Source organism: Lactococcus muris (assembly GCF_042849115.1).
GTDB classification, from domain to species: domain Bacteria; phylum Bacillota; class Bacilli; order Lactobacillales; family Streptococcaceae; genus Lactococcus; species Lactococcus muris.
The window spans coordinates 36,897-59,892 of the sequence record NZ_BAAFQO010000012.1; the positions used below are offsets into that span (position 1 = coordinate 36,897).

At 41.5% G+C, this 22,996-nt stretch carries 25 protein-coding genes, 1 pseudogene and 1 riboswitch; of the genes and pseudogenes, 20 read left to right on the forward strand and 6 right to left on the reverse strand.

Annotated elements, in window-relative coordinates; genetic code table 11:
- Positions 1 to 22 precede the first annotated feature (22 nt).
- Positions 23 to 1,363 carry a type I glutamate--ammonia ligase gene (gene glnA, locus ACGHCK_RS08050; protein WP_202230325.1) on the forward strand — a complete coding sequence of 447 codons (1,341 nt, stop codon included), beginning with the start codon at positions 23 to 25 and terminating at the stop codon, positions 1,361 to 1,363.
- Between the two features lie 233 nt (positions 1,364 to 1,596).
- Entirely contained in the window at positions 1,597 to 2,028 is a 432-nt protein-coding gene (locus tag ACGHCK_RS08055) for a hypothetical protein (RefSeq protein WP_251422926.1), read from the forward strand.
- A gap of 90 nt (positions 2,029 to 2,118) precedes the next feature.
- Here the strand turns inward: ACGHCK_RS08055 and ACGHCK_RS08060 are convergent, their stop codons facing one another.
- The gene (locus ACGHCK_RS08060) at positions 2,119 to 2,391 is read right to left on the reverse strand and encodes a chorismate mutase (protein ID WP_202230323.1); all 273 of its coding nucleotides are present in this window, start codon (positions 2,389 to 2,391) and stop codon (positions 2,119 to 2,121) included.
- A gap of 280 nt (positions 2,392 to 2,671) precedes the next feature.
- On the opposite strand from ACGHCK_RS08060, the gene ACGHCK_RS08065 reads away from it, so the two are divergent.
- From ACGHCK_RS08065 to ACGHCK_RS08085, 5 genes are all read left to right on the forward strand, one after another.
- Positions 2,672 to 3,109: a DUF1761 domain-containing protein gene (locus ACGHCK_RS08065; RefSeq protein ID WP_202230322.1), complete on the forward strand. Its 438-nt coding sequence runs from the start codon at positions 2,672 to 2,674 to the stop codon at positions 3,107 to 3,109.
- 312 nt (positions 3,110 to 3,421) lie between these two features.
- The gene (locus ACGHCK_RS08070) at positions 3,422 to 3,904 is read left to right on the forward strand and encodes a GAF domain-containing protein (RefSeq protein ID WP_202230321.1); all 483 of its coding nucleotides are present in this window, start codon (positions 3,422 to 3,424) and stop codon (positions 3,902 to 3,904) included.
- Positions 3,905 to 3,912: 8 nt separating this feature from the next.
- The gene (locus tag ACGHCK_RS08075; protein WP_251422923.1) at positions 3,913 to 4,533 is read left to right on the forward strand and encodes a phosphotransferase; all 621 of its coding nucleotides are present in this window, start codon (positions 3,913 to 3,915) and stop codon (positions 4,531 to 4,533) included.
- A 12-nt stretch (positions 4,534 to 4,545) separates the two neighbouring features.
- Positions 4,546 to 6,210 carry a DNA polymerase III subunit gamma/tau gene (gene dnaX, locus ACGHCK_RS08080; protein ID WP_251422920.1) on the forward strand — a complete coding sequence of 555 codons (1,665 nt, stop codon included), beginning with the start codon at positions 4,546 to 4,548 and terminating at the stop codon, positions 6,208 to 6,210.
- Between the two features lie 245 nt (positions 6,211 to 6,455).
- Positions 6,456 to 8,102 (forward strand): hypothetical protein, encoded by a 1,647-nt coding sequence (locus tag ACGHCK_RS08085; RefSeq protein WP_271328204.1) that lies wholly within the window; start codon positions 6,456 to 6,458, stop codon positions 8,100 to 8,102.
- An 87-nt stretch (positions 8,103 to 8,189) separates the two neighbouring features.
- Here the strand turns inward: ACGHCK_RS08085 and ACGHCK_RS08090 are convergent, their stop codons facing one another.
- Positions 8,190 to 9,653, reverse strand: a complete 1,464-nt coding sequence (locus tag ACGHCK_RS08090) for an amino acid permease (RefSeq protein WP_271328203.1) — start codon at positions 9,651 to 9,653, stop codon at positions 8,190 to 8,192.
- Between the two features lie 76 nt (positions 9,654 to 9,729).
- Positions 9,730 to 9,917: riboswitch (Lysine riboswitch) on the reverse strand.
- A gap of 191 nt (positions 9,918 to 10,108) precedes the next feature.
- Here ACGHCK_RS08090 and ACGHCK_RS08095 point away from each other — a divergent pair.
- The 6 genes and pseudogenes from ACGHCK_RS08095 (at position 10,109) to ACGHCK_RS08120 (ending at position 14,993) form a co-directional block, all read left to right on the forward strand.
- The gene (locus ACGHCK_RS08095) at positions 10,109 to 10,321 is read left to right on the forward strand and encodes a hypothetical protein (RefSeq protein ID WP_202231669.1); all 213 of its coding nucleotides are present in this window, start codon (positions 10,109 to 10,111) and stop codon (positions 10,319 to 10,321) included.
- A 384-nt stretch (positions 10,322 to 10,705) separates the two neighbouring features.
- Entirely contained in the window at positions 10,706 to 10,999 is a 294-nt protein-coding gene (gene rpsF / locus ACGHCK_RS08100; RefSeq protein ID WP_202231670.1) for a 30S ribosomal protein S6, read from the forward strand.
- A 37-nt stretch (positions 11,000 to 11,036) separates the two neighbouring features.
- Positions 11,037 to 11,528, forward strand: coding sequence for a single-stranded DNA-binding protein (locus tag ACGHCK_RS08105; protein ID WP_202231671.1), 492 nt, complete (start codon positions 11,037 to 11,039; stop codon positions 11,526 to 11,528).
- Positions 11,529 to 11,663: 135 nt separating this feature from the next.
- Positions 11,664 to 11,909 (forward strand): 30S ribosomal protein S18, encoded by a 246-nt coding sequence (gene rpsR / locus ACGHCK_RS08110; protein ID WP_003133134.1) that lies wholly within the window; start codon positions 11,664 to 11,666, stop codon positions 11,907 to 11,909.
- A 516-nt stretch (positions 11,910 to 12,425) separates the two neighbouring features.
- Positions 12,426 to 13,193 carry a metallophosphoesterase gene (locus tag ACGHCK_RS08115; RefSeq protein WP_251422083.1) on the forward strand — a complete coding sequence of 256 codons (768 nt, stop codon included), beginning with the start codon at positions 12,426 to 12,428 and terminating at the stop codon, positions 13,191 to 13,193.
- Between the two features lie 169 nt (positions 13,194 to 13,362).
- Positions 13,363 to 14,993, forward strand: a pseudogene (locus tag ACGHCK_RS08120) (hypothetical protein).
- Positions 14,994 to 15,060: 67 nt separating this feature from the next.
- On the opposite strand, the gene ACGHCK_RS08125 reads toward ACGHCK_RS08120, so the two are convergent.
- From ACGHCK_RS08125 to ACGHCK_RS08140, 4 genes are all read right to left on the reverse strand, one after another.
- Complete coding sequence (locus ACGHCK_RS08125) at positions 15,061 to 15,372, reverse strand: DUF960 domain-containing protein (RefSeq protein WP_202231142.1); 312 nt, start codon at positions 15,370 to 15,372, stop codon at positions 15,061 to 15,063.
- 31 nt (positions 15,373 to 15,403) lie between these two features.
- Entirely contained in the window at positions 15,404 to 16,252 is an 849-nt protein-coding gene (locus ACGHCK_RS08130) for a MurR/RpiR family transcriptional regulator (protein WP_202231141.1), read from the reverse strand.
- Positions 16,253 to 16,561: 309 nt separating this feature from the next.
- Complete coding sequence (recX, locus tag ACGHCK_RS08135) at positions 16,562 to 17,395, reverse strand: recombination regulator RecX (protein ID WP_271328209.1); 834 nt, start codon at positions 17,393 to 17,395, stop codon at positions 16,562 to 16,564.
- Between the two features lie 198 nt (positions 17,396 to 17,593).
- Complete coding sequence (locus ACGHCK_RS08140; RefSeq protein ID WP_202231139.1) at positions 17,594 to 18,412, reverse strand: aldo/keto reductase; 819 nt, start codon at positions 18,410 to 18,412, stop codon at positions 17,594 to 17,596.
- A gap of 139 nt (positions 18,413 to 18,551) precedes the next feature.
- On the opposite strand from ACGHCK_RS08140, the gene ACGHCK_RS08145 reads away from it, so the two are divergent.
- The 7 genes from ACGHCK_RS08145 (at position 18,552) to ACGHCK_RS08175 (ending at position 22,758) form a co-directional block, all read left to right on the forward strand.
- Positions 18,552 to 18,905: a winged helix-turn-helix transcriptional regulator gene (locus ACGHCK_RS08145; protein WP_271328210.1), complete on the forward strand. Its 354-nt coding sequence runs from the start codon at positions 18,552 to 18,554 to the stop codon at positions 18,903 to 18,905.
- A gap of 30 nt (positions 18,906 to 18,935) precedes the next feature.
- Complete coding sequence (gloA2, locus tag ACGHCK_RS08150; protein ID WP_202231138.1) at positions 18,936 to 19,328, forward strand: SMU1112c/YaeR family gloxylase I-like metalloprotein; 393 nt, start codon at positions 18,936 to 18,938, stop codon at positions 19,326 to 19,328.
- Positions 19,329 to 19,429: 101 nt separating this feature from the next.
- On the forward strand, positions 19,430 to 20,935 hold the full coding sequence (gene rlmD, locus ACGHCK_RS08155; RefSeq protein ID WP_251422088.1) for a 23S rRNA (uracil(1939)-C(5))-methyltransferase RlmD: 1,506 nt from the start codon (positions 19,430 to 19,432) through the stop codon (positions 20,933 to 20,935).
- A complete protein-coding gene (locus ACGHCK_RS08160) occupies positions 20,932 to 21,639 on the forward strand; it encodes a B3/B4 domain-containing protein (protein WP_251422091.1) in 708 nt (235 codons plus the stop codon). Before rlmD ends, ACGHCK_RS08160 begins: the two co-directional genes overlap by 4 nt.
- Positions 21,640 to 21,648: 9 nt before the next feature.
- Entirely contained in the window at positions 21,649 to 22,158 is a 510-nt protein-coding gene (locus tag ACGHCK_RS08165; protein ID WP_251422094.1) for a GNAT family N-acetyltransferase, read from the forward strand.
- 1 nt (position 22,159) lies between these two features.
- Positions 22,160 to 22,507, forward strand: a complete 348-nt coding sequence (locus tag ACGHCK_RS08170) for an MmcQ/YjbR family DNA-binding protein (RefSeq protein ID WP_202231134.1) — start codon at positions 22,160 to 22,162, stop codon at positions 22,505 to 22,507.
- A 2-nt stretch (positions 22,508 to 22,509) separates the two neighbouring features.
- Positions 22,510 to 22,758 carry a DUF1912 family protein gene (locus tag ACGHCK_RS08175; protein WP_202231133.1) on the forward strand — a complete coding sequence of 83 codons (249 nt, stop codon included), beginning with the start codon at positions 22,510 to 22,512 and terminating at the stop codon, positions 22,756 to 22,758.
- Positions 22,759 to 22,996 lie beyond the last annotated feature (238 nt).

A 22,996-nucleotide genomic window follows, 5' to 3' on the forward strand; every position in this document is an offset into this window, starting at 1 on the left:
ACTCTTAAAAAGGAGCCGTATTATGGGAATCACAGCAGAAAATATCCGTCGTGACGTCAAGGAAAAAAATATCAAGTTTCTGCGCTTGATGTTTACCGACATCCTAGGAACTTTGAAAAATGTAGAAGTTCCAGCAACTGACGAACAATTAAACAAACTTTTTGACAATAAGATGATGTTTGATGGCAGTTCAATAGAAGGTTTTGTCCGCATCAATGAATCAGACATGTACCTCTATCCAGACTGGGACACGTGGATTATCTTTCCATGGGGGGACGAGTACGGCAAGGTAGCTGGAGTTATCTGTGATGTTTATACAGCAGAAGGCAAGCCTTTTCCAGGAGATCCGCGTGGAGTGCTGAAACGCAACCTTGAAACTATGGAACAAATGGGCTTTAAAAAGTTCAACCTTGGACCAGAACCTGAGTTTTTCCTCTTTAAACTTGACGAAAATCAAGAGCCAACTTTAGAAGTGAATGACAAAGGGGGATATTTTGATCTCGCACCTACAGACTTGGCGGGAAATACACGTCGTGAAATCGTCAACGTCCTTACGGACTTAGGCTTTGAAGTGGAAGCCAGCCACCATGAAGTTGCAGTTGGTCAGCATGAGATTGACTTTAAATATGCCGATGCTTTAAAGGCCTGTGATAATATTCAGATTTTTAAACTTGTTGTAAAGACAATTGCGCGTAAACATGGTTTACACGCAACTTTCATGGCCAAACCGAAGTTTGGTATCAACGGTTCTGGGATGCACTGTAACATGTCGCTCTTTACAGAGGACGGTCAAAATGCCTTCTATGATGAAGCAGGAGAGATGGGACTTTCTGAGGTGGCGCACTACTTTATCGGTGGTTTACTTAAACATGCTTACAACTATACAGCTATTACAAATCCTACTGTAAACAGTTATAAGCGTTTGGTTCCTGGTTATGAAGCACCAGTTTACATTGCTTGGGCTGGGCGCAACCGTTCGCCTTTGATTCGTGTCCCAGCATCACGTGGAATGTCTACACGAGTGGAGCTTCGTTCAGTTGACCCATCGGCTAATCCTTACTTGACCTTGGCTGTTCTACTTGCTTCTGGTCTTGATGGGATTGAAAATAAAATTGCTGCACCAGAAGCTGTGGAAGAAAATATCTATGTTATGACTGAAAGTGAACGCAAGGCACATGGTATTACGGACTTGCCGTCAACTTTGCACAATGCGGTTAAAGCTCTTCGTGAAGATGAGGTGGTAACTGCAGCTCTGGGCGATCATGTTCTCGTTAATTTTGTGGAAGCGAAGAAGATCGAGTGGGCAAGCTATGCGCAATTTGTCAGCCAATGGGAAATTGATAACTATTTGGAACTTTACTAAAAATAGATAATCTTCCTTGGAGACTGTTGAAAAATGGCAGGCTAGCTGATTTCAACTAAAGCACAAAAACGCTCAACCAATCTAGGCTTATGCCCATGGTTAAGCGTTTTTTTAATTTTTAGGGGGATTTTGTCTGAGGTTCTCTTTGTGGGGAGACAAGCTAACTTTTTTCAATAATCATTATCTGAGGTGCTTTTTTTGAATTTTCCTACTAAAAAGACTAAACTAGTCCTATGGATATAAAAGAAAATTTGAAAAGCATCATAGACAAGGTAGAATATGGGCAAGTCCTTAAGATTGCTATGCAAGAAAGAGGAGCTTATGCGGTTTCTGAAGTGCAAGGAGATGTTGTAAACATGGCTCTCTTTGATGACTTTGCGGCAAAATATTTATCAGATCAAGAAGATTTAACTGTCGTGCATCGTAAAGACTCTGAGCTAGCTCTTACCTCAACGGATTTTTCACAGTTCATTGGAGGGTTAGAAGCTCCCAAGCATATTATTTTTGTGGCGTGTTTAGAGCTTGGAACCACTGAGATCAAAGGTTTTTTGAACGCCTTACTTTCTACGGATGAATTGGAAAATAGCAAAGTCATTCTCTTGGACTTGCCACAGCTAGAGTATATGGCCTTACGTTCAAGTATGAAAGGGAAACTAGCTCTTTAGTAGTTTACTGAAAAAGTCATATTGGTTCAAAATTTCTCAAAATGGAGTCCTAGACATGAGGGCCATTTTTTATTGTCATTTTTCGGGAGATTATTCTTTAAGGCGTTTTTGTTCTTGATAATCTCGAGAGTGCTTCATGATTTCTTTGTAAATAGATTGGATGGAAGCAGCGTATTGGGGATTTTTTATTTTATTCTCAATTTTTTCTAGAATAAACTTTTCCCGTGCTGCATCAAGCACCTGTAAGTTTTTTTGCTCCTTGGCGGCAATAACTTTTTCAACGAGAGACATACGTTGGTTTAAAAGCCCAAGAATTTGTTCATCTAAGGCATCTATTTCCTTCCGGATATTTTCTAAAGTCATAGCTTTATTTTAGCATATTTCAAGTCCTCATTACACCTTCCGGAATTTAGTTGATGCATCGATGAATTTTGTTCATATTAGGCTGAGGTAAACAAATATACTGTTGGACAAACTGTTGAAAGTGGAAGCAATTGAATTGTATCCTGAGTATTTATACGCCAAGATGTCTTTTTTTGAAATTGATTGACAATGTTTCGTTAATATTATAGGATGTAAAAAGATTAGGGTTACTAACAGTGATTGGTGCTTACTCTGAGAAATATAGAAGCAGGTGATGAATATGTTTAATTGGTTAGGTATTTTTGCTGGAACTTTAGCATGGGTTATGGTCGAAAGTTTATTGTATAATCCTATGCATGTCTGGGGGCGTTTTTGGGCTAAAGAGTCCGGTATGGCGGAAAAAATGGAAAAACAAAAAATGTCTGCTGCAGATATGCTTTTTACATTTGGTGGGACGATTCTTGTGGGAGTCTTCATGGCAATTGGACTTTCACATGCAGTAAAAACAGCTTCGGCAGGTATTGGAAGCACGTTTGGTGTCAGTCCACTGGTGGCGGCACTTATGATGGCTTTTCTCAACTGGTTGGCTTTTTATGGTGTTGGGCAATTCGTCTTGGCAGCTTACAGTGGGCAAAGTAAAAAACTGATTGGTCTTCATCTTGTGAACGGATTGATTGGTCTGCTTGTGATGGGGCTTGTTATTGGCTTATTAGGTTAGAAGTAAAGCAGGGGAAGCTGCTTTGAACTTAGCGAAAAGCTTCAAAAAATAAAAAATCCATTTTGAGTTTTCTTTGGAGTAGAAAAATTTAACTCTAAAACTCAAAGGGAGGAAAGTAGGCTTACTTGTCCACACTCTAAAAGCAGAGCAATCTGCTTTTTTGCTTCTCCATGTTTTAATAGAAGGCGCTTTTTTGATATAATTTAATCAGAGATTGTAAAGGGCTTAATGCTAAAACGTTTGTCCTTTTCTGGTCCTTTTGTAAAAAAACAGAGCCAGAAATGGCTTGATTAAAGGAAGTTTGATGAAGCAATGAATAAAAAAGAAAAAGTTGAAGGATATGAGCTCCTGAATAATCAGTTGAAAGGACTTCTTTCGGCACAGAACTATACATTGTCTAACTTGTCTAATGCCGCAGCCCTCTTGAATAGCTTTTTGCCTCAACAAGTGTTTGTGGGATTTTATCTCTATAATGGTGAACAGTTGATTTTAGGCCCTTTTCAAGGTGGTGTTTCTTGTGTGGAAATCAAGTTGGGAGCAGGCGTGTGTGGGGAGGCTGCTGCTAAACGTCAAACCTTAATCGTTGACAATGTTAAGGAACATAAAAACTATATCTCCTGTGACAGTCGTGCAATGTCTGAAATTGTCGTGCCTCTTGTCAAAGATGGGGAACTCAAAGGTGTTTTAGATTTGGATGCCGCTGAGCTATCGTTTTATGACGATATTGATCAGAAGTATCTTGAAGAATTCTGTCAGATTTTATCAGATAGGACGGACTGGAGATTTTTTGAGTGAGGGAAAAGATGAAAGAAACAGTAAATCAATTTATCAGAGATAGGTTTAAAGATAAGGAAGGGACGCCAGTGGGTTTTAACCGTTTGGCGGAGCCCAAGGCATTTGCTCAAGATTTGGGAAACTTTATTTATCAATTGCACAAGTTGGAGGCGACTGGAGCACAGAGTGCAGAGCTAATGCTGCCGGTTATTGAAGCAGAATTTTTTACCCTGCTAGACCAGATGAAGAGAGTTGTGCCGGTGGAAGACCTTCGTATGTATTGGGAGAAAGCAAGCAGGAACCCTTGGACAAAATCACCAGTGGTGTTACATGGCAATCTGAATTTGGAAACAGTTTGGGTGACTAAGGATAAATTTTCTGGTGTGGTTGAGACAGAGGTTTTGATTGTGGGAGATCCCGCCAGTGACTTGACAATCGCTTGGGAAATTTTTGATGAGAAACAGAGAAAGATATTTTTCTCAGCCGTTGAAGCTGATAAAGCAACAGTTATTCGTGCAAGGGTTTGGGCAGTTTACAAGGCCATGAAAAATTATAATTCAACAGATATTGATCAGTCTATCCTTGCGCGTGATGTTCTTTTCCGTATCAATGAAGAACTTGGTCTTGGCGCAGAGCCAGATCTTTACTAGAAGGAATGAAAAATGGCTTATCAAGCTTTATATAGAAAATATCGTAGTCAAAGATTTGACGAAATGGTTGGGCAAGAAGTTGTTGCGACAACACTGAAAAATGCCATTATGAATGGCCAGATTTCTCATGCCTATCTTTTTAGCGGTCCAAGAGGGACTGGGAAAACTTCAGCAGCAAAAATCTTTGCCAAAGCCATCAATTGTCCCAATCAAAAAGAGGGTGAGCCTTGTAACAAGTGTGACATTTGTCAAGCGATTACCCAAGGAAATTTAGAAGATGTTATTGAGCTCGATGCTGCTTCAAATAACGGTGTCGATGAAATCCGAGAAATCCGTGACAAATCCACTTATGTAGCCAATCGCGTGACTTACAAGGTCTATATCATTGACGAGGTTCACATGCTGTCAACAGGGGCCTTCAATGCTTTGCTGAAAACTTTGGAAGAACCAACGGATAATGTTGTCTTTGTTCTAGCAACGACCGAGTTGCAAAAAATCCCAGCAACGATTATTAGTCGTGTGCAACGCTTTGCTTTCAAAGCTATTACGACTAGTGATATTCATCAGCATTTAGCGGAAGTTTTATCTGATGAAAAGATTGACTTTGAAGAGGCGGCCCTTGATGTGATTGCTAAATCTGCGGAAGGTGGGATGCGTGATGCCTTGAGTTTACTTGATCAAGCGTTGAGTTTTTCAGAGGGTAAACTTGAAGAAAAAGATGCTCTACTCGTAACAGGTTCAATTGCCAACGAAGCGCTGGTTTCTTATGTTTCTGCGCTGGCAGATTCGGATGTGACCTCAGCACTGGCGGATTTAGAGAAGATTTTTCTTGAAGGTAAAAATATGTTGCGCTTCACAGAAGATCTTCTAACCTATTTCCGTGACCTGCTTTTGAAGGAAGACAACAAGATACCTCGGGCGCGAATTTATCAATGGATCAATATAGCGATTGAGTCCTTGAAGATTATCAAAGAAACAACGCAAAGCAAAATTGCTGCCGATGTCATGACGATGCGCTTAGTGGATGCCGGTGCTTCTCATCCTGCAGAAGACGCGGCGGTTTCAGAGGATTTGGCGCAGGAACTTCAAGCTATAAAAGCAGAGCTTCGGGAGCTTAAGGCCAAGTTGGCAGAAGTTGAAAATAAGCCTTCTGTATCTTCCATAAGTCAAGAAGTGCAAATCAAGCGTCAAGTGAAGCTGCAAACGAGTTCAGAAAAATATCAAGTAAATCAAGACTTGATTTTTAAAGCGTTAAGAGAAGCAACAAATGAAGCACGTCAAGCTGTTTTCGGGGCTTGGCCAGAGATTGTTTCAAGTTTTACAAAGCCTTCAGAGCGTGCGTTAATCAATAACACAGCGCCTGTAGCAGCATCAAGCAACTTTGTCGTTGTGACTTTCCCCCATGGAAATCTAGCTAAACGTGTAGCTGAAAATGAAAATTTACAGTTAACATTTGGAAATCTTATGTCCTCCATCTTAGGTTTTTCACCGGAGATTATTGCTCTGGCGGAACAAGATTGGCAGTCTGTCCGGCAAGAGTATGTGATGCACCTAAAAAAAGGAGAGAAAAATACTGAAATAGTTGCCGAGACAGGCTCTAAAGAAGACGAAGAGGAACTGCTTGTCAGTAAAGCGAAAGAATTTTTTGGTGAAAAAGTGAAAGTGATTAAGGATTAGAAATATAGTATCATGAGGTCAAGAAGCTCTAGCCTAGACTGGAGCTTTTTTGTCTACTTTTCGGACACTGGTTACGGAAGCCAGAAGTTACCCCACATGGAGGTCCCCTCCGCTTTTCTCATCAAACACTCATTTCATTTGACCTTTTTTTTTTTTTTATACTATAGACTCAGAAAGTAAACGTAACATTAGAAATGCAAATGTAATGAAAAATCTAAACCACAGGTTACGTCAAGGAGGAGTTTATGACACCAGAAAAGAAAAACCAGCGGCGGCTGCGCAACCTCGTGCTTCTGTCGCTCTTGTTACTCGCAGTAGGCGGCGCCTTCGCCTTCCAAGCCTTCAACCAGCGGGCCATCAATGACCGGCTGAATGAAGTGGAGATCAATGTCGGTGGCCGTGTCCACGACTACTACAACCGAGACACCGAAAACAAGGACGTCTTCGTAGAAAACTATGGCGAACGGCCGATTATGGCACGGATACGCCTGTCCGAGTTCCTCGAAACCCGTCAACGTGATGAAAGCAACTTCACCCCCTTAGTGGCAGGAACCAGTCGTGACGATGTAGAAAATTGGACCACATGGATTCCCAGCGCAAACGACATCACCGACCGTGAAAACTCTAATGCTTCAAATGCTTTCGACCAGTATGCCAACCTCATCTTTGGTTGGGAACGTTCCGGTCAAGATGCTCCATGGTATATGCCCACCTTCAACCATGACAACCTCGACCAGAGAACAGCAGCGGCAGGTCATGCGCGGGACTGGATCGAAGGGAACGGTGCTACAGATGCGGTCACAGATGGCGCAACACACCCGGGTGATGGAACAGATGCCTACTGGTCAGCAGGTGAAGACTTTGACAACAGTGGTCCAATCTGGCCGGGGGAAGAAGTGACCAACCAAACAGCCCAAAACCTTCCCCAAGACCGTGCCCCAATGACCATGAACCAGTGGAGTAACCTGCCTAACGAAGACAAGATAGGCAACTTCTGGGTGGTTGACTCGAACACGGGATGGGCTTACTGGGCCAACCGACTGGACCGGGAACAAGCCACCTCTTACCTGCTTGATGCAGCGGAGATGACGGCTGCCATTGAGGACAAGGTCTTTAACGGCTTTTACTACTATGGCATTCATGTCGAGAGCGGACTGGTGAGTCCTGACCAGCATGAGGAGTTCCTCAATGACGGGGAGCAACACCATGCGGAGCTGGAAGACCTTCTCCAAGGTATCCAGAACGGAGTGATGTACGATGACGGACAGAACCCATTGCCTAACGAAGACAGTGCACCAGATGCTTTTGACTTCTCAACCATGCGTCCGGGCCGTATCTTTACCATGGCAGGTGAGCAGTACCGTTACCTTGAAAACATGGGTTCTGGCAACCATATGATTATCCGGAATAATGTGATTACCGAGATTTCATTTGTACAGCAAGAAGAGGAACTGGATTCTTGGTATGACTCTCTTCATTCAGAAGTGAGAGCCAGAGTTCAGCCTGTAGCTAATAACTTCATAACGGGAAGTGTTCCAGATGATGTTGTTACATTTGATGGTGGTGTGCGATGGATTCCCAATAATCTAGAAGGTGAGGTTGCGGCAGATGTGACAACAATTGTCCAAGGAGCAGGTGGTAGTCCACGTGCGTTTGCACTTTCCTTAGCTGATGTTACACGCCTATCTGGACTTGGACAAGCATTTCCTAACTCCTTGGGACGTACGGCGACGAACAGTAACTCGTGGTGGTTACGGACACCTGGGGCTCCCGGATTTGCTTGGCATGTGAATTTCCAGAGACCAGGACAGTTGTTCGCTAGTAATAATGTATCATTTACCCACCCTGTGCGTGGTATTCGCCCTGCTATAATTATCAATCAATCCAACTAAAGCAGTCAAACTCCAAAACAAAAATCACTCAATAAGGCATCCTTATAAGCCAAGTATTGAGTGATTTTTAGGGTTTTATCTGAGTTTTTAATCAATATCGCGACTCAGGTCAACTTCTTCAAGGGGGATGAGCTTCGTCTTCTTAACAATTTTATAAGAAAAATATAAAACAAGGAAAAGTGGCAGCGCCAAGTAAGTGGTAACAATGTTTTGCACGCTCATCGTGACAGTGGTGATTTGACCGATAACGATGATGATTGAGAGGATTAAGGCAATAATTGGGCCGATGGGGAACCATTTGGCATGATAACCCAACTCAGAAAGATGATGTCCTTGCTTAATAAAAGCACGGCGGAAGCGAAAATGGCAAATCGCAATACCAATCCAAGCCAGAAAGCCAGATAAACCAGAGGCGGCTACGAGGTAGAAGTAAATTTCTGTTCCGAAGATACTGGTCAAGAAAGCTAAAAGACCAATGGCTACAGTGGCTAGGATAGCAAAGATGGGAACACCAGTGCTTGTGTTTGTCTTTGCAAAAATCTTTGGTGCATGTCCTTCCTTAGCCATACCGAAAAGCATACGAGAAGCAGCGTAGAGCCAAGAGTTAGCAGAAGAAATAACAGATGTTAAAATGACAGCATTCATAACAGAAGCGGCAGCAGCTAAACCAGCACGCTCACACACTAGAGTAAACGGAGAAACGGTAATGTCGTTTTGAGCAGCAGCACGGAGAAGACTAGGGTCTTTATAATAGACTAAAGCTCCAACGACAAAGATAGATAGGAAGTAGAAAATGAGGATACGCCAGAAAACTTGTTTGATTGCTGAAGGTACATTTTTTTCAGGATTTTCAGATTCACCAGCTGCAATACCAACGATTTCGGTACCTTGGAAAGAGAAACCTGCAATCATGAAGACGGCAATCATTCCTCCGATACCGCCAACAAACCCGTGATTTCCTCCAGCAGAAAGGTTACGTGCCACATCGGGTTTATAACTCATAATCCCGAAAATTGTTGCGAGACCAATCACGATAAAGGCAATAACGGCAACAACTTTAACCGTAGCCATCCAAAACTCTGCTTCACCGTAAGCCTTGGCAGAAATCAAGTTGACCAATAGGATAAGACCAATAACTATGGTAGACCAAATCCATGTAGGGACATGTGGCAACCAGAATTGCATAATTACACCGACTGTAGCAGCCTCAACAGCCACAGTGATTGCTGAGTTGAACCAGTAGTTCCAGCCCATGGCAAAGCCGAAAGCCTCATCAACATAACGGTCAGCAAAGGAAGCAAAGGAACCAGATAGTGGCAAGTAAGAAGCCATTTCACCGAGAGAAGTCATCAAGAAGAAAACCATGAGACCTATAGCTCCATAAGCAACAAGGGCGCCAAAAGGACCAGCTTGAGATATTGTGGCTCCTGAAGCAACAAATAACCCCGTACCGATAGTTCCCCCTAAAGCAATCATGGTTAAGTGGCGATGTTTGAGCCCCCGTTTTACTTGTGTGGTTGTCGTGGGTCCGTTGTTTGCAGTATTATCCATTACTTCTCTCCTAAATTTATGAATATTAATACAAAAAAGCAATCCCGAGGGATCACTAAACGTCAGAAAGGATTTTTATCCGAATAGCGCATCGTGTCTATACTAAGAGTCTAGCTAGACTACGACAGTTTAACAAGTATTTCTCGTTAAACCAAGAAAAGGTATTGAGTTTAACTTTTCTTTCGGCAACCGCTCCTGGGTCAAACATCCTAGCTTACTCAAGCTCCGTTCGACTTATTATTGGCTGCGACCTCTATCGTTTATTAAGTATTTATGAATATTTTAGATTAATTTGAGAGGCTTGTCAAGGATAAAGCTGAAAAAAGTGTATAATTATGCAACTTTGCTTGTTGGTTATAAATAATGCGAAGTGTTTGTTTTAGAAACTAAAAAGAGTTATAATAGAAGGTAGATGAGCACGCTTTCATCTGAATTATATCGGGAGGTGGTTTGTTATGGCATTTACCCCAAAATATGTATCTCCAACTTACGCAGGAGAAAAAATTGTACGCGTAACACGCAGCCAAGAAGGAGAAGTAACACACTTATTCCAACGCTTTGATAACCAATGCAAACTGCATTTTATTGTGAAAAAACTTGGCTACTATCAGTCGAAAGAAGGTGAGTACCGCTACATTCCAGCTAATGTGCTCGATGTTGTAGCTTGATAAATAAAGAAAGGTGAAAAATCTTCTGCATGTGCAGAGGGTTGTTTTCTTTTGGTTTCGTTTTAAGATTTCTACGAGAAGGGACACGGAAGTTTCACAAGCTCTGAGAAATTCCCCCTTTTCTTGAATAACTTTTACACTTGAAAGAGTAAAATACCTTCGAAGCGGCTCTTTTTAAGAAAAATGTGCGTACACTACAAGTGCTTCTAAATCAGTGTTTCGAGATAGTTATTATAGTTTTTTAATAAGCCGTGAAATTTCTGTGATAGGAGTGGGGCAGCTTGCAAAAAAACTGCTAATCTGATAGAATATATACTTGTGAGTAAAACTCATAACTTACACAGGCTCCAACCTGTGTCATTAGTCCAAAAGGAGGAAAAATCAATGACAAAATACGAAATTCTTTATATTATTCGTCCGAACATTGAAGAAGAAGCAAAGAAAGCTCTCGTTGAACGTTTCGATAATATCTTGACTGACAACGGTGCTGTGAATCTTGAGTCTAAAGACTGGGAAACACGTAAACTCGCTTACGAAATTCAAGATTTCCGTGAAGGTATCTACCACATCGTAACTCTTGAAGCGTCTACTGATTCAGCGGCTTTGAGCGAATTTGACCGTCTTGCTAAGATTAACGGCGATATTCTTCGTCATATGATCACTAAAGTAGAAGCTTAATTCTGGTTTAGCTGGACAAAATTAAAGGAGAGACATCATGATTAATAATGTTGTTTTGGTTGGACGCCTTGTGCGTGACCCTGAACTACGTTACACACCGCAAAATACTGCGGTTGCTACATTTACGCTTGCTGTTAACCGCCGTTTTAAAAATGCGCAAGGCGAACGTGAAGCTGATTTCATCAACTGTGTCATCTGGCGTCAATTTGCTGAGAACTTGGCAAATTGGGCGAAAAAGGGTGCCTTAATTGGTGTGACAGGTAGCATTCAAGTGCGGAATTATGAGAACAAAGAAGGTCAACGTGTTTACGTGACTGAGGTATTGGCGGATAACTTCCAAATGCTTGAAAGTCGTGCCGTGCGTGAAGGTGGAAGTGGTTCATACAGTGCACCACAACAGCAACAACCGCAAAACAGTACATTTGCTGGAACGAGCACAGCAAGTACTGCGACACCTGATTTTGGTCGTGATGCTGATCCTTTTGGTGGCTCACCGATGGAAATTTCTGATGATGATCTTCCATTTTAATAGTCTGTTGCAGAGGGAGTTAAGGCTCTTCTTTCCAACACGAGTGGGCTGCTAAGCCTCTTATTAGTTTCACAGAACGCTGATAGTACTTTTCTGTGAAACATCATAAAATAATAATATAAGGAGAAACACACTATGGCTTTTCAAAAACGTGGTGGCTTCAAACGCCGTAAAAAAGTTGACTTTATCGCAGCTAACAAAATCGAAGTTGTTGATTACAAAGACACTGAACTATTGAAACGTTTTATCTCAGAACGTGGTAAAATCTTGCCACGTCGCGTAACTGGTACTTCAGCTAAAAACCAACGTAAAGTGGTTACAGCTATCAAACGCGCACGTGTTATGGCTCTTTTGCCATTCGTAGCTTCTGACGAAAACTAAAGATATAAAAAAAGATACCAGAGGGTGTCTTTTTTCGTACTCTAACTTTGATTTTTTGAGTACCATCCCGTATATTATAACGGTTAAGCTCCTCGCTTCCAAAACTTATGTAAGGGTGACTCCACTCAGTCTTGTTTGACTTTATGTTATACTAGAAATGAAAGAAGCCTTTTTGCAAGACGGCTATATGGTTAAGCTGCCAAAGGAATTGCAAAAATTAGCTTTAGTTACAAGTTGAGCTCTTGGGATGAGTAAATAAATATCTGATACAGAAGCATTTCTAAAAAATATTGAATGAGAGTGCGAAGGATTTATACAGTGTGCCAAAGATGTAGCTCCTTTAAAAAACGGTCTTCCCTGCTGAAGAAGAGGTGAGACAAAAGAGAGTTTGAAAAGCACATGATTGGTTGGGCATTAGAAGAATGTTATATATGACTGAACCAGAGCAAGGTTTCCGCGTAATCTCGCAGACCTACAAATGATTAGGAAAAAAGAGAAGTTAAGAAATTAAAAGCAATGATATGGATTATAATTCTACTTTTTAGTTTCCTGTTTTATGGGATTTTGCTTGAACCACACTTTATGCGTGTACGGGAAGTGAAAATCTCAGATAGGAAAGGATTAAAAGTTGCACATTTTACAGATACGCATTTTAACTGGCACACCCGGCCATACCGATTTTATAAATTTTCGAAGCATATAAAGCAGAATCAGCCTGACTTGATTTTGTTTACAGGTGACTTATTTGACAAGGTAAGCTGGGCTCAAAAGCACGAGAGAAATAAAGTTAAAGAAATTCTGGCGGATTTAGATGCTCCTTTGGGGAAATTTGCTATTTTGGGCAATCATGATTTTTCGGAGGAGGGACATCCTAACTACATAAGAAGCTTTCTGGAAGAGTCAGGATTCACAGTACTTACAAATCAGTCTGTACGGGCAGGAGATGTATCATTGACGGGGCTTGCTGACTTGCGCGAAGGTCAGCCAAATTTTGGGATGTTACCTGAGCAAGCGGAGTTTTCCCTTTTAATGATTCATGAGCCGGATACGATTTTACAGGTTGAACATCCGGAACAGTATGATTTGGTAGTTGCAGGGCACAGCCACGGTGGTCAAATCCGTCTTGGAAATTTTCGTTTGCGTAATGATGGCTCTAAAGCTTATGACTCTGGTTTATATGACTTAGGGGGAAACACGAAACTCTTTGTCAATGCAGGAATAGGCTTGACTTTTTTACCTATAAGGTTTGGTGTACCTCCAGAGATAGTGTATTATGAGATTTAAGAAAAAACGTCCAAAGGTGCAGTATATACACCGCATGGGCGTTTTTCTCATCAAACACTCATTTCATTTGACCTTTTTTTTATACTATAGACTCAGAAAGTAAACGTAACATTAGAAATGTATATGTAATGAAAAATCTAAACCACACGTTACGTCAAAGGAGGAGTTTATGACACCAGAAAAGAAAAACCAGCGGCGGCTGCGCAACCTCGCGCTCCTGTCCCTCTTATTGCTCTTGGTAGGCGGCACCTTCGCCTTCCAAGCCTTCAACCAGCGGGCCATCAATGACCGCATCCGAGAAAACATCCCCGGAGGCCGCGTCCACGACTACTACAACCGTGACACCGAAAACAAGGACGTCTTCGTGGAGAACTATGGCAATGTGCCCCTCATGGCCCGTATCCGCCTCTCCGAGTTCATGGAGAAACGCTCAGCAGGAGACACAGACTTCACCCCTATAGTGAACGGCACCATCCGTGACCAAGTGGACACTTGGACGGTCATGCGTCCCTCAGAGACTAATCTCAACACCCGTGTAGATGACTCGGCAGCCTTCAACACCTACGCCAACCTGACCTTTGGTTGGAGCCGCTCAGGTCAAGATGCCCCATGGTTCATGCCGACCTTCAACCGGGACAACCAAGACCTGATGACCGCCTCTGCAGGACATGCCCGTGACTGGGTCATAAGCACAGCCACAGACGGGGTAACAGATGGCGCCACTCACCCCGGAGATGGTACAGATGCCTACTGGTCCTCTGGCGACAGCTTTAACAATAGCGGTCCAGTTTGGCCGGGAGAAGAAGTCACCCATGATGCAGCCCAAAACCTGCAACAAGACCGTGCCCCGATGACCATCAGCCAGTGGGCAGCCTTGCCTAATAACCTGAAAGTCGGAAACTTCTGGGTCATCGACCACCAAACAGGCTGGGCTTACTGGGCCAACCAACTTCAAGCAGGAGAGACCACTTCTTACCTCTTGGATGCAGCAGAGATGACCGCAGCAGCGAATGCTATCCCGGGAGAATATTACTACGGTATCCATGTGGACGGGCAACTGATCAGTCCTGACCGTATCAATGACTTCTTGGCTGCAGATGGAAGCTTTACGCACCATGATGACTTGTCTGACTTCTTGACAGCTGTACAGACTGGTTCCATTGATAACAACTGGGGAACCCGGGACCAGATGACAATGTCCAACCCGACCAAATCAACTTTAGTATTATGGCACCGGGGACGATATTCACTATGGCTAATGAGCAGTATCGTTATTTGGAGAATATGGGGAACCGTAACCATATGATTATCCGTAATCATGTTACCCCAGCTCTTTCATTCAATGCTCAGAATGCTTATTTGGACAGCTGGTACACGGGAGAGCTTGCCTCAGAGGTTCGAGCTATGGTTCAGCCAGTGAGAGAAAATTTTGTGACAGGAAATGTTGAAAATGCCTCCATCACTTGGTCAGAAGCATGGCGCTGGCTACCTGATAATATAGATGACTTCCCTGAAGTTGCGGCAGATGTTACCCAGGTCGATGCCAGTGGGACAAGACGTGCTTTTGCCCTCTCTTTAGCAGACGTCGCTCGCTTATCAGGGCCAGGTAGAGCCTTCCCTAGCCGGACTTCGCGTGAAGCCCCTAATTTTATGTGGTGGTGGACACGTACTCCTGCAGTTCTGGGAGAAAGTGCGTGGGATGTAAATAGAGTAGAGATGTCCGGAATGCTATCCAACCGTGCTGCAAACAATGTTTCTGCTGTTGGTGGTGTGCGTCCAGCTCTAATCATTCGTCAATAAAATAAAAACATTCAAGAAGCAGTGCTAGCTCTTGAATGTTTTTCGTTTGTATTTTCATATTCGGTGCTCATTGGCGCTCTCCTGAAGAAATAATGGTTTCTTTGCCATTATTGTCGACAGCGTGAAAATGGCGCGGCCAAGAGGGATTGAAAGGATAGCGGAAATCAACAGTAATCGTCAAAGGGTTCTTTGGCTGCGAAAATTTTACAGAAAGTAAACCGTTTTGGTTCAACAATTCAAAATTGATAAGAGGCTCAAGGGCAATAACACCTTTGAGCTGATTGTCAATGATGAACCAAAAACTGTCAATGATTTCGCCAGGGATACTTGATACAGTACCATAGCTTGCATAGCGTCCTTTTGTTTCAGTAAATGCCATTTTGGTCCTCCTAGAACATTAACTTGATAAATTAATTTAAGCGGGTTTGACTAATAACTTCCCGAATGTTTTCCAAAGAGTGCTCAATTGTGTCTTGGCTCCTCATGCCATACATCAAAAAGATAGCATCAAGAAGACTGATTTGGGAAACAGTTGAAGCAACAGCTTCTGGTCGGAAAGAAATCTCCTCAGCTATTGAAATGAGGGATAAGTCACTTTTTTTCACCAATGCTGAGTGAGCAAATGATGTTATTGCAATTACAGGAACTTGATTATTTTTCAATATATCAACAATCTTGAGTGTGTCCTTGTTTTTTCCAGTATGTGAAATAACAAAGGCACAGTCATTTTTCGTTAACTTGGAAGCCAACATTTGCTGGTAGTGGAAGTCTTGGTGATAGACAGTTTGTAGAGGCATACGTAAAAACTTATGATAAGCAATCAAAGCCACGGCATTGGAACCTCCCACGCCAAAAAAACCACACGTCTTTGCAGAAAGGAGAACATTCATTATCTCATCTAGCGTGTTGCTATCTATGAGCTGCAGTGTCGCATTTAATGACAAAGTGTTGCTTGTAAAGTTTTTTGTCAGGATATCTTTATAGCTATCCCTAGGCGACAGCTCGCTGAAGAAATTATCTGATTTGAATTTTTCGGTGCTGTGGATAGCTAGCTTTAAATCTTGAAAAGAATCAAAGCCAATCTTTTTTGCAAAGCGTGAAATGGTTGCTGTAGATACCTGAACATTTTTGGCAAAGTCTTGGATAGACAAGTGTGCAGCACTATCCATGTTCTTGATCAAGTAATTTGAAATTGCTTGGTCAGACTTGCTAAGATTGTCGTAATAAGAGTTGATACGTGTGATTAAAGAGTGTGTCATATGCTTTCCAGTCCTAGCCTTATTATATCATACACCTTATTGGAAGCGATAGGAGAGGGGCTAAAAAGTGGTTAAATTGAGATGACTTACTCTAAAAATAGTCACGAAACGCTATCTAGCCGTAATGTGTGAAGTAAAAGAAAAAGTAAAGAGGAGCTATACTAAATATATAGCAGCAGTGACTGATTCTTGGGTCTGGAGGTTAATGAGTGGCAAGGTTTGTCGGTTGGTGTCGCTTATGTCATTTGAGGTCGGCATTGTTAATGCTTCTATGGGAAGGAGGGAGACCGTTTGAGCAACCCGCTCCCCTTATTCCTCTTCAAAATCATAATCACGAATAGCGCTTGAGATAGAACCAAAGTCAAAGCCTTTGCGTGCTAAAGCTTGTGTAATGCGTTGCTTAAGTTCATAACCTTCGTATCTTCTACTGTATTTGCGTGCCGTTTTTTCAAGTTCATCATAGAGCAATTCTAGCTCATTTTCTTCATCTGCTTCAAGCTTCAAAGTCTCCAAAGCGATGGCGCTGATATTATATGAAAAGCCTTTAGTTGTAAGGGATTGTGTCACTTTTTGCTTGAGTTGTTGAAGTGTGAGTCGGTTTGCCTTTTGGCGGACAATTTTTTCAGCGAGCTTTACGGCCACATCGATTTGTCTTTCCTCATAAAAGACTTGCGCAAGAAGCTGCTCAATCAGCTGTGATTCCAGTCCTTTCATACGCAATTTTTGCAGGATTTGGTATGGGCCTGCATTGGCTGCTCTGATTTTTCCTCGGATATAACTTTCAATATATGCTTGGTCGTTAATGAGATTGTTTTTCCTAAGATAGTCGATAATAGCTTCAACCTGAGAGCTTTGAACATGATGCTCTAAAAGATATTTTTTTACTTCGGATGAGGTTCGCGGTTTGAACGAGATGAAATAAAGTGCCAAAGCTTTGCCTTGGGCAAAATAATCAAAAGATAAGAGATGTTCAAACTCCATTTCAGTAAGTACTTTTTCACGTGTGAGCATAAACTTAACGAGAGTATCCTCACATACATAGATATTATCACGAGCTTCATCCCAATCTTTATACGCGAGGGGTTCAAAAAAGGTGATTTTGTAAAGTTTTTTGAGTTTTTTAATTTCCTTGATTTTTATCATAGCATCATTATATCAGAGTTTTAAGGAAGGGGAAACATTATTCGATGTGTCAACAGTACAGGGAAGATAAGGGAGTTGGGAGGCGAGTGAATCTTCTTCCATATGTAAAAAACGCTCAGTTCTGCATGACTTTGTGGCAAATTGAGCGTTTTTTCTGTATTTGAGAGTCTCATCTCAGTCTCGTGATAACTTCTTGGTTTAGAAATTAAATGTTTCTGGGTCTGGTCCCACACGCAGATTTTCATCAAGTGCATCCAAAAGCAGCATGTCTTCTTGATCCAGTGAGAAGTCAAAGACATCACGGTTGGCACGCATCCGTTCGACCTTGACTGATTTTACATTGAGCAAGATGCCTTGTTCTAAATGCCAACGTAGAATAATTTGTGCAGCTGATTTATTGTGCTTTCGAGCGATTTTTTGGATAACTTCATTATCTAGTAATTTTCCCTGCATGAGCGGGGACCAAGCCTGGGTTTTGATATTATGCTTTTCTAAAAAATGGCGTAAAGATTTTTGTGCTAACTTAGGGTGTAGCTCAATTTGATTTACTGCTGGTAGTGTTTGAGCATATGTAAAGAGTCGCTCCAAATGGTGTTTCTGAAAGTTACTTACACCGATAGCTTTTACACGTCCGGCTTTATATAAGTCTTCCATTGCTTTCCAAGACTCTTGATAACCATAGTCAGTACCCGGCCAGTGGATGAGATAAAGGTCAAGGTAATCCAAACCTAATTTTTCTAAACTTGTTTCAAAGTTTTGAAGAGTTTCTTCATAGGAAAGGTTACTGCCCCACAGTTTTGAAGTTATGAAAAGCTCTTCACGAGGTAGGTTTGTTGCGTGCAGCCCTTCTTTAATCCCTTGTCCTGTTCCTTCTTCATTTCCATAAATTTGTGCAGTATCAATGAGGCGATAGCCGTTGATGATACCATTTTTGACGATTTCAGCAGTTTCTTCATTGGGAATCTGAAAGACACCCAGGCCTAATTCGGGGATATTAATATGATTGTTAAGCTTCATTATCTGTTCTCCTTAAGTTTTCTTTTGACAAAAAATAGTATATAATAAAAACAACTTATTGAATAGTACCTACTTTTTTGTTATATACATACATAAAAGTAGTTTTTAATTAAAACGAGGAATTGTAAGAGGTATTTTTTTGGAAAAAACTTATAACATAGGTGTAGAAGCTACGATGGATGTCATTGGTGGAAAGTGGAAGGCTATAATTTTATGTAACCTAAGACATCAGCCACGCAGACCGGGTGAACTTAAGCGCAGTATCCCTGGCATTAGTCAAAAGATGCTCACACAGCAGCTCCGCGAGCTGGAAGCAGATAATATTATTGTTCGGAAAGTTTATAATCAAGTCCCTCCTAAAGTGGAGTATTCAATTAGTCCTTACGGAGAAAGTTTGAATAATATTTTAGACAGTCTTTGCTCTTGGGGAGAAGACCATGTCAAAACTTTAAATGAGCAAGGAAACGATGTCTGCATCCTGATTAAGGATTAGTTGAATATGCAAACAAGTCAAGGAGATACAATGTATAAACCGAATTTTGACACGGTACATCATGTTGCTATTATTGGCAGCGATTATGAAAAATCTCGGAAGTTTTATGTCGATATTATGGGTTTTTCTGTGATTAGAGAAAATCATCGTCCTGATAAAGGAGATATAAAAATTGATTTAAAGATGAATGACGAAACGGAAATAGAGCTATTTATCAAGGCTGAGGCACCAGAACGTGTGTCTTATCCAGAAGCAAAGGGCTTGCGTCATCTGGCGATAAAGACAAATAATATTGAAGAAGATATAGCATATTTGTCTTACCAAGGCGTGAAAGTGGGAGAACTACGTGTGGATGAAATCACAGATAAAAAGATGGTTTTCTTCTACGATCCAGACGATCTGCCGATAGAATTGCATGAATAACATAAAATTCCAACTGTGGGTTGGACTTTTTTCTGTGTATGTGGTGGGAATAGCATAATTTTCTGGGGCTCATCACAGGAAAATTATGTTAAAATTGGGATATGATTAATCTGAAAATTGGACAAAAAATCCCACTCAATATTGAGCGTATGGGTATCAATGGCGAAGGAGTTGCCTCTTACCATGGGCGCTTGGTATTTGTGCCTTATGCACTGCCTACAGAAGAAATTCTAGCAGAAATTACAGAGAATGCCCGTAATTTTTCACGCGCAAAAGTTGTCAAGATAAATAAAAAGTCAAAATACCGTGTTAAACCTGAAGATCGTGTTTACCATGAGCTGAGCGGCTCACACATCATGCATCTTGCTTATCCGCAACAATTAGAGTTTAAGCGTGATTTGCTCCGTCAAGCTCTCGAAAAATACCGCCCAACAGGCTGGAAAAAGTACGAACTTCTACCCACACTTGGTATGGAAAATCCTTTGCGTTACCGTAACAAATTGCAATTTCAAGTGCGTCGTCTAAACAATGGCGATGTCATTGCTGGTTTATACAAAGAAGGTACGCATCACTTAGTGAATTTAGAAAATTGCTTGGTTCAAGACGAAGTCATCCAAAATATCGCTAATCGTATCTGCCGTTTGATTGAAAAATACAATTTGCCTGTTTATGATGAACGTAAAGTCATGGGTATCCGCACAATCGTTGCGCGACGCAGCCAAAAAACAGGTGAAGTTCAAATTATTTTCGTGACATCCGCACGTATCAGCTTAGATGGACAAGTTTGGCCTGCACCACGTGAAGAGCTCTCAAAACGTCAACGCAAAGACTTGGTGAAGATGGATAATATTTTATCTGACTTGACGGAAGAGTTTCAGGAGATTGTTTCTGTATCAGCCAACTTCCATCCAAAGAAAACCAGCGAAATTTATGGTGACCGTACACAGATGCTTTTTGCAGAAAAAGAAACGATTACCGAAGGCGTTTTGGATTATGACTTTGAGTTGTCACCACGTGCTTTTTATCAACTCAATTCAGAACAAGCTAATGTGCTCTATGGTGAAGCCGTACGCGCGTTGAATCCGAAAAAAGACGACCGTGTTATCGATGCCTACTGCGGTGTCGGCACCATCGGTTTTGGTGTGGCTAAGAAAGTTAAGTCGGTCCACGGAATGGATATTACGCCAGAATCTATCGCAGATGCTAAAGCCAATGCAAAACGTCTTGGCTTTAAAAACTGTCACTATGAAGTAGGTAAAGCGGAGCGGATCATTCCTAACTGGTATAAGTCAGGCCATAGAGCCACAGCGCTTATCGTTGACCCACCGCGAACAGGATTGGATGATGCTTTGTTGGAAACAATCACCACATATACACCAGAAAAACTCGTTTATGTGTCTTGTAATGTTTCGACATTAGCAAAAGACTTGATAATTCTTTCGCAATTTTACAGCATCGAATATATTCAATCTGTCGATATGTTCCCACATACGGCACGTACTGAAGCGGTAGTGAAAATGCGTAAACTTGCCCAACCTTTGGCAGCACCTTTCCGTGCTGAAAAGTCAAAAGCGAGCTATAGTAAACCACGGAGGAAAAGGAAATGACAAAATTTATCATTGAAAAAGATTTTTGGGAGCTTTTCCCAGATACGCAAATTGGGATTGTTTTAGCTAAAGGAATTGATAATACAGGAGAGAGCTCTGCTGAAGTCAAGGACATGTTGGCCAAGGCTAACCAAGAATCAAGAAAATTTTTACAAGAGCCTATTTTTAGTGAAAATCCAGTTGTTTCAGTTTGGCGTCAAGCTTATCGTAAGTTCAAGACTAAAAAAGGTGCACGTTCTTCTATTGAAAACTTGATGAAACGGGTTGAAAAAGGTAAAGAAGTTGGCAGTATTAATCCCCTTGTGGATATCTACAACACGATGAGTTTAACTTATGGCCTTCCAGCTGGTGGTGAAGATATTGATAGCTTTGCTGGCAATCTTCGTCTGACTCAAGCTCAAGGTGGGGAAAAATTTATCGCTTTGGGAGATGAGGAGCCAGATAATGCTCTGGCTGGAGAAATTGCTTATCTTGATGATGAAGGGGCGGTTTGTCGCTGCTGGAATTGGCGTGACGGTCAACGTACAATGCTGACGGAAAACACAAAAAATGCCTTTTTAATCATAGAATGTGTGGATTCAGGTCGTACAGATGAATTACGAGAAGCTATAGAAAAGTTAGCAGAGCTTACTGTTGCTCACCTCGGAGGGCGTGCAGAGCTCGCGATTATGACAAAAGAAAATCCTGAGCTCAGCTTAGACTAAGAGGAAAGCATGATTTATTTAAGAAAGGCAACCAAAGCGGATGTTGCATCCATTATGCCGATTATTGCTCAGGCGCGAGAATTTCTGGGCAAATCAGGGAGTGATCAATGGCAAGCTGAGTATCCTGCACAAAGTGATATTGAAAATTTTATTCACGAAGATGTCGGCTACGTTCTGATTGTAGATGAAAAAGTTGCAGGCTTTTGTGCGGTTATTACTGGAGAAGATACCCAATATACGAAAATTTATAATGGCAAGTGGTTAAATGACAGCTTGGACTACGTCACCGTCCATTGTTTAGCACTGTCTGATGAATATCGTGGTCTGGGTCTGACAAAATATCTTTTTTCAAACATCTTTACTCTGATGCAAGCACGCGGCTATAAAGACTTCCGCGTAGATACACACCCAGCTAATGCAGTGATGCAGGCAGTATTTGAACGTGAGGGCTTTGAAAAACGTGGTATGGTTTTCTACGAAGGAGATCGCATCGCTTATCAACTCCTTTTAGGAGAATGAGATGAATAAAGAAAACTGGCTAGAGTTTTGCCTATCTCTTGGTCCAACTTTTGCGGATACACCTTTTGCAAAGATGGAAAAAGGACCAGCGACGGTTGTTGTGAAGCATCTAAAAAACAAAAAATCCTTTGTCTATATTTCGGAGCGTGAAGGCAAGCTTGTTTTGGCTGTCAAAGGTTTACCCTCAGTCAACGAAGAACTTCGTGAATCTTTTGACTCAATACGCCCAGCCTGGCACATGAATAAAACGCACTGGAATGATATTCATCTTGGGGGTGATGTTTCAGAGGAACAAGCAAAACAGATGATTGAAAACAGTTATCGTTTAATCAAACCAAAAAGAGAATAAAAATGGAATATAAAGAAAAATTTTTAAAAGATTTTAGTGAATGGGTAGACCAACAGGTTCAACTTTCAGAAATGGCAATGAAAGCTGCAGAAAAAATTGCGGATGAAGATAAAAAAATTGAAGCAAAAGAAGCGGCTATCCGTTATGAAAGTCGTCTCGATGCTTATCAGTTTATTCAAGGGAAATTTGAAAACTATAAAGCAGGTAAGGATTTCCACGACGTACCGGACTTAGGTACAAAAACTTTTTAAGTAACAAGGGAAATCACTGCAAAGGGTTTCCGAGAACTTAGGCTTTGGGGTGAATTATTTATATCGATTGAAAGCACAATAGCCAACAGCGGAAAATCTAACCTTAATGGCTGACTATTTTAACGTATCAGTAGACCATCTGCTTAGTAAAGAACTACTTGAAACTTACAGGCTAGAAATTCAAAATTTGCTTGAAGTGTATAAAGGAGGGGCTAAGAGAGGTTTTTTGCAAAAGATA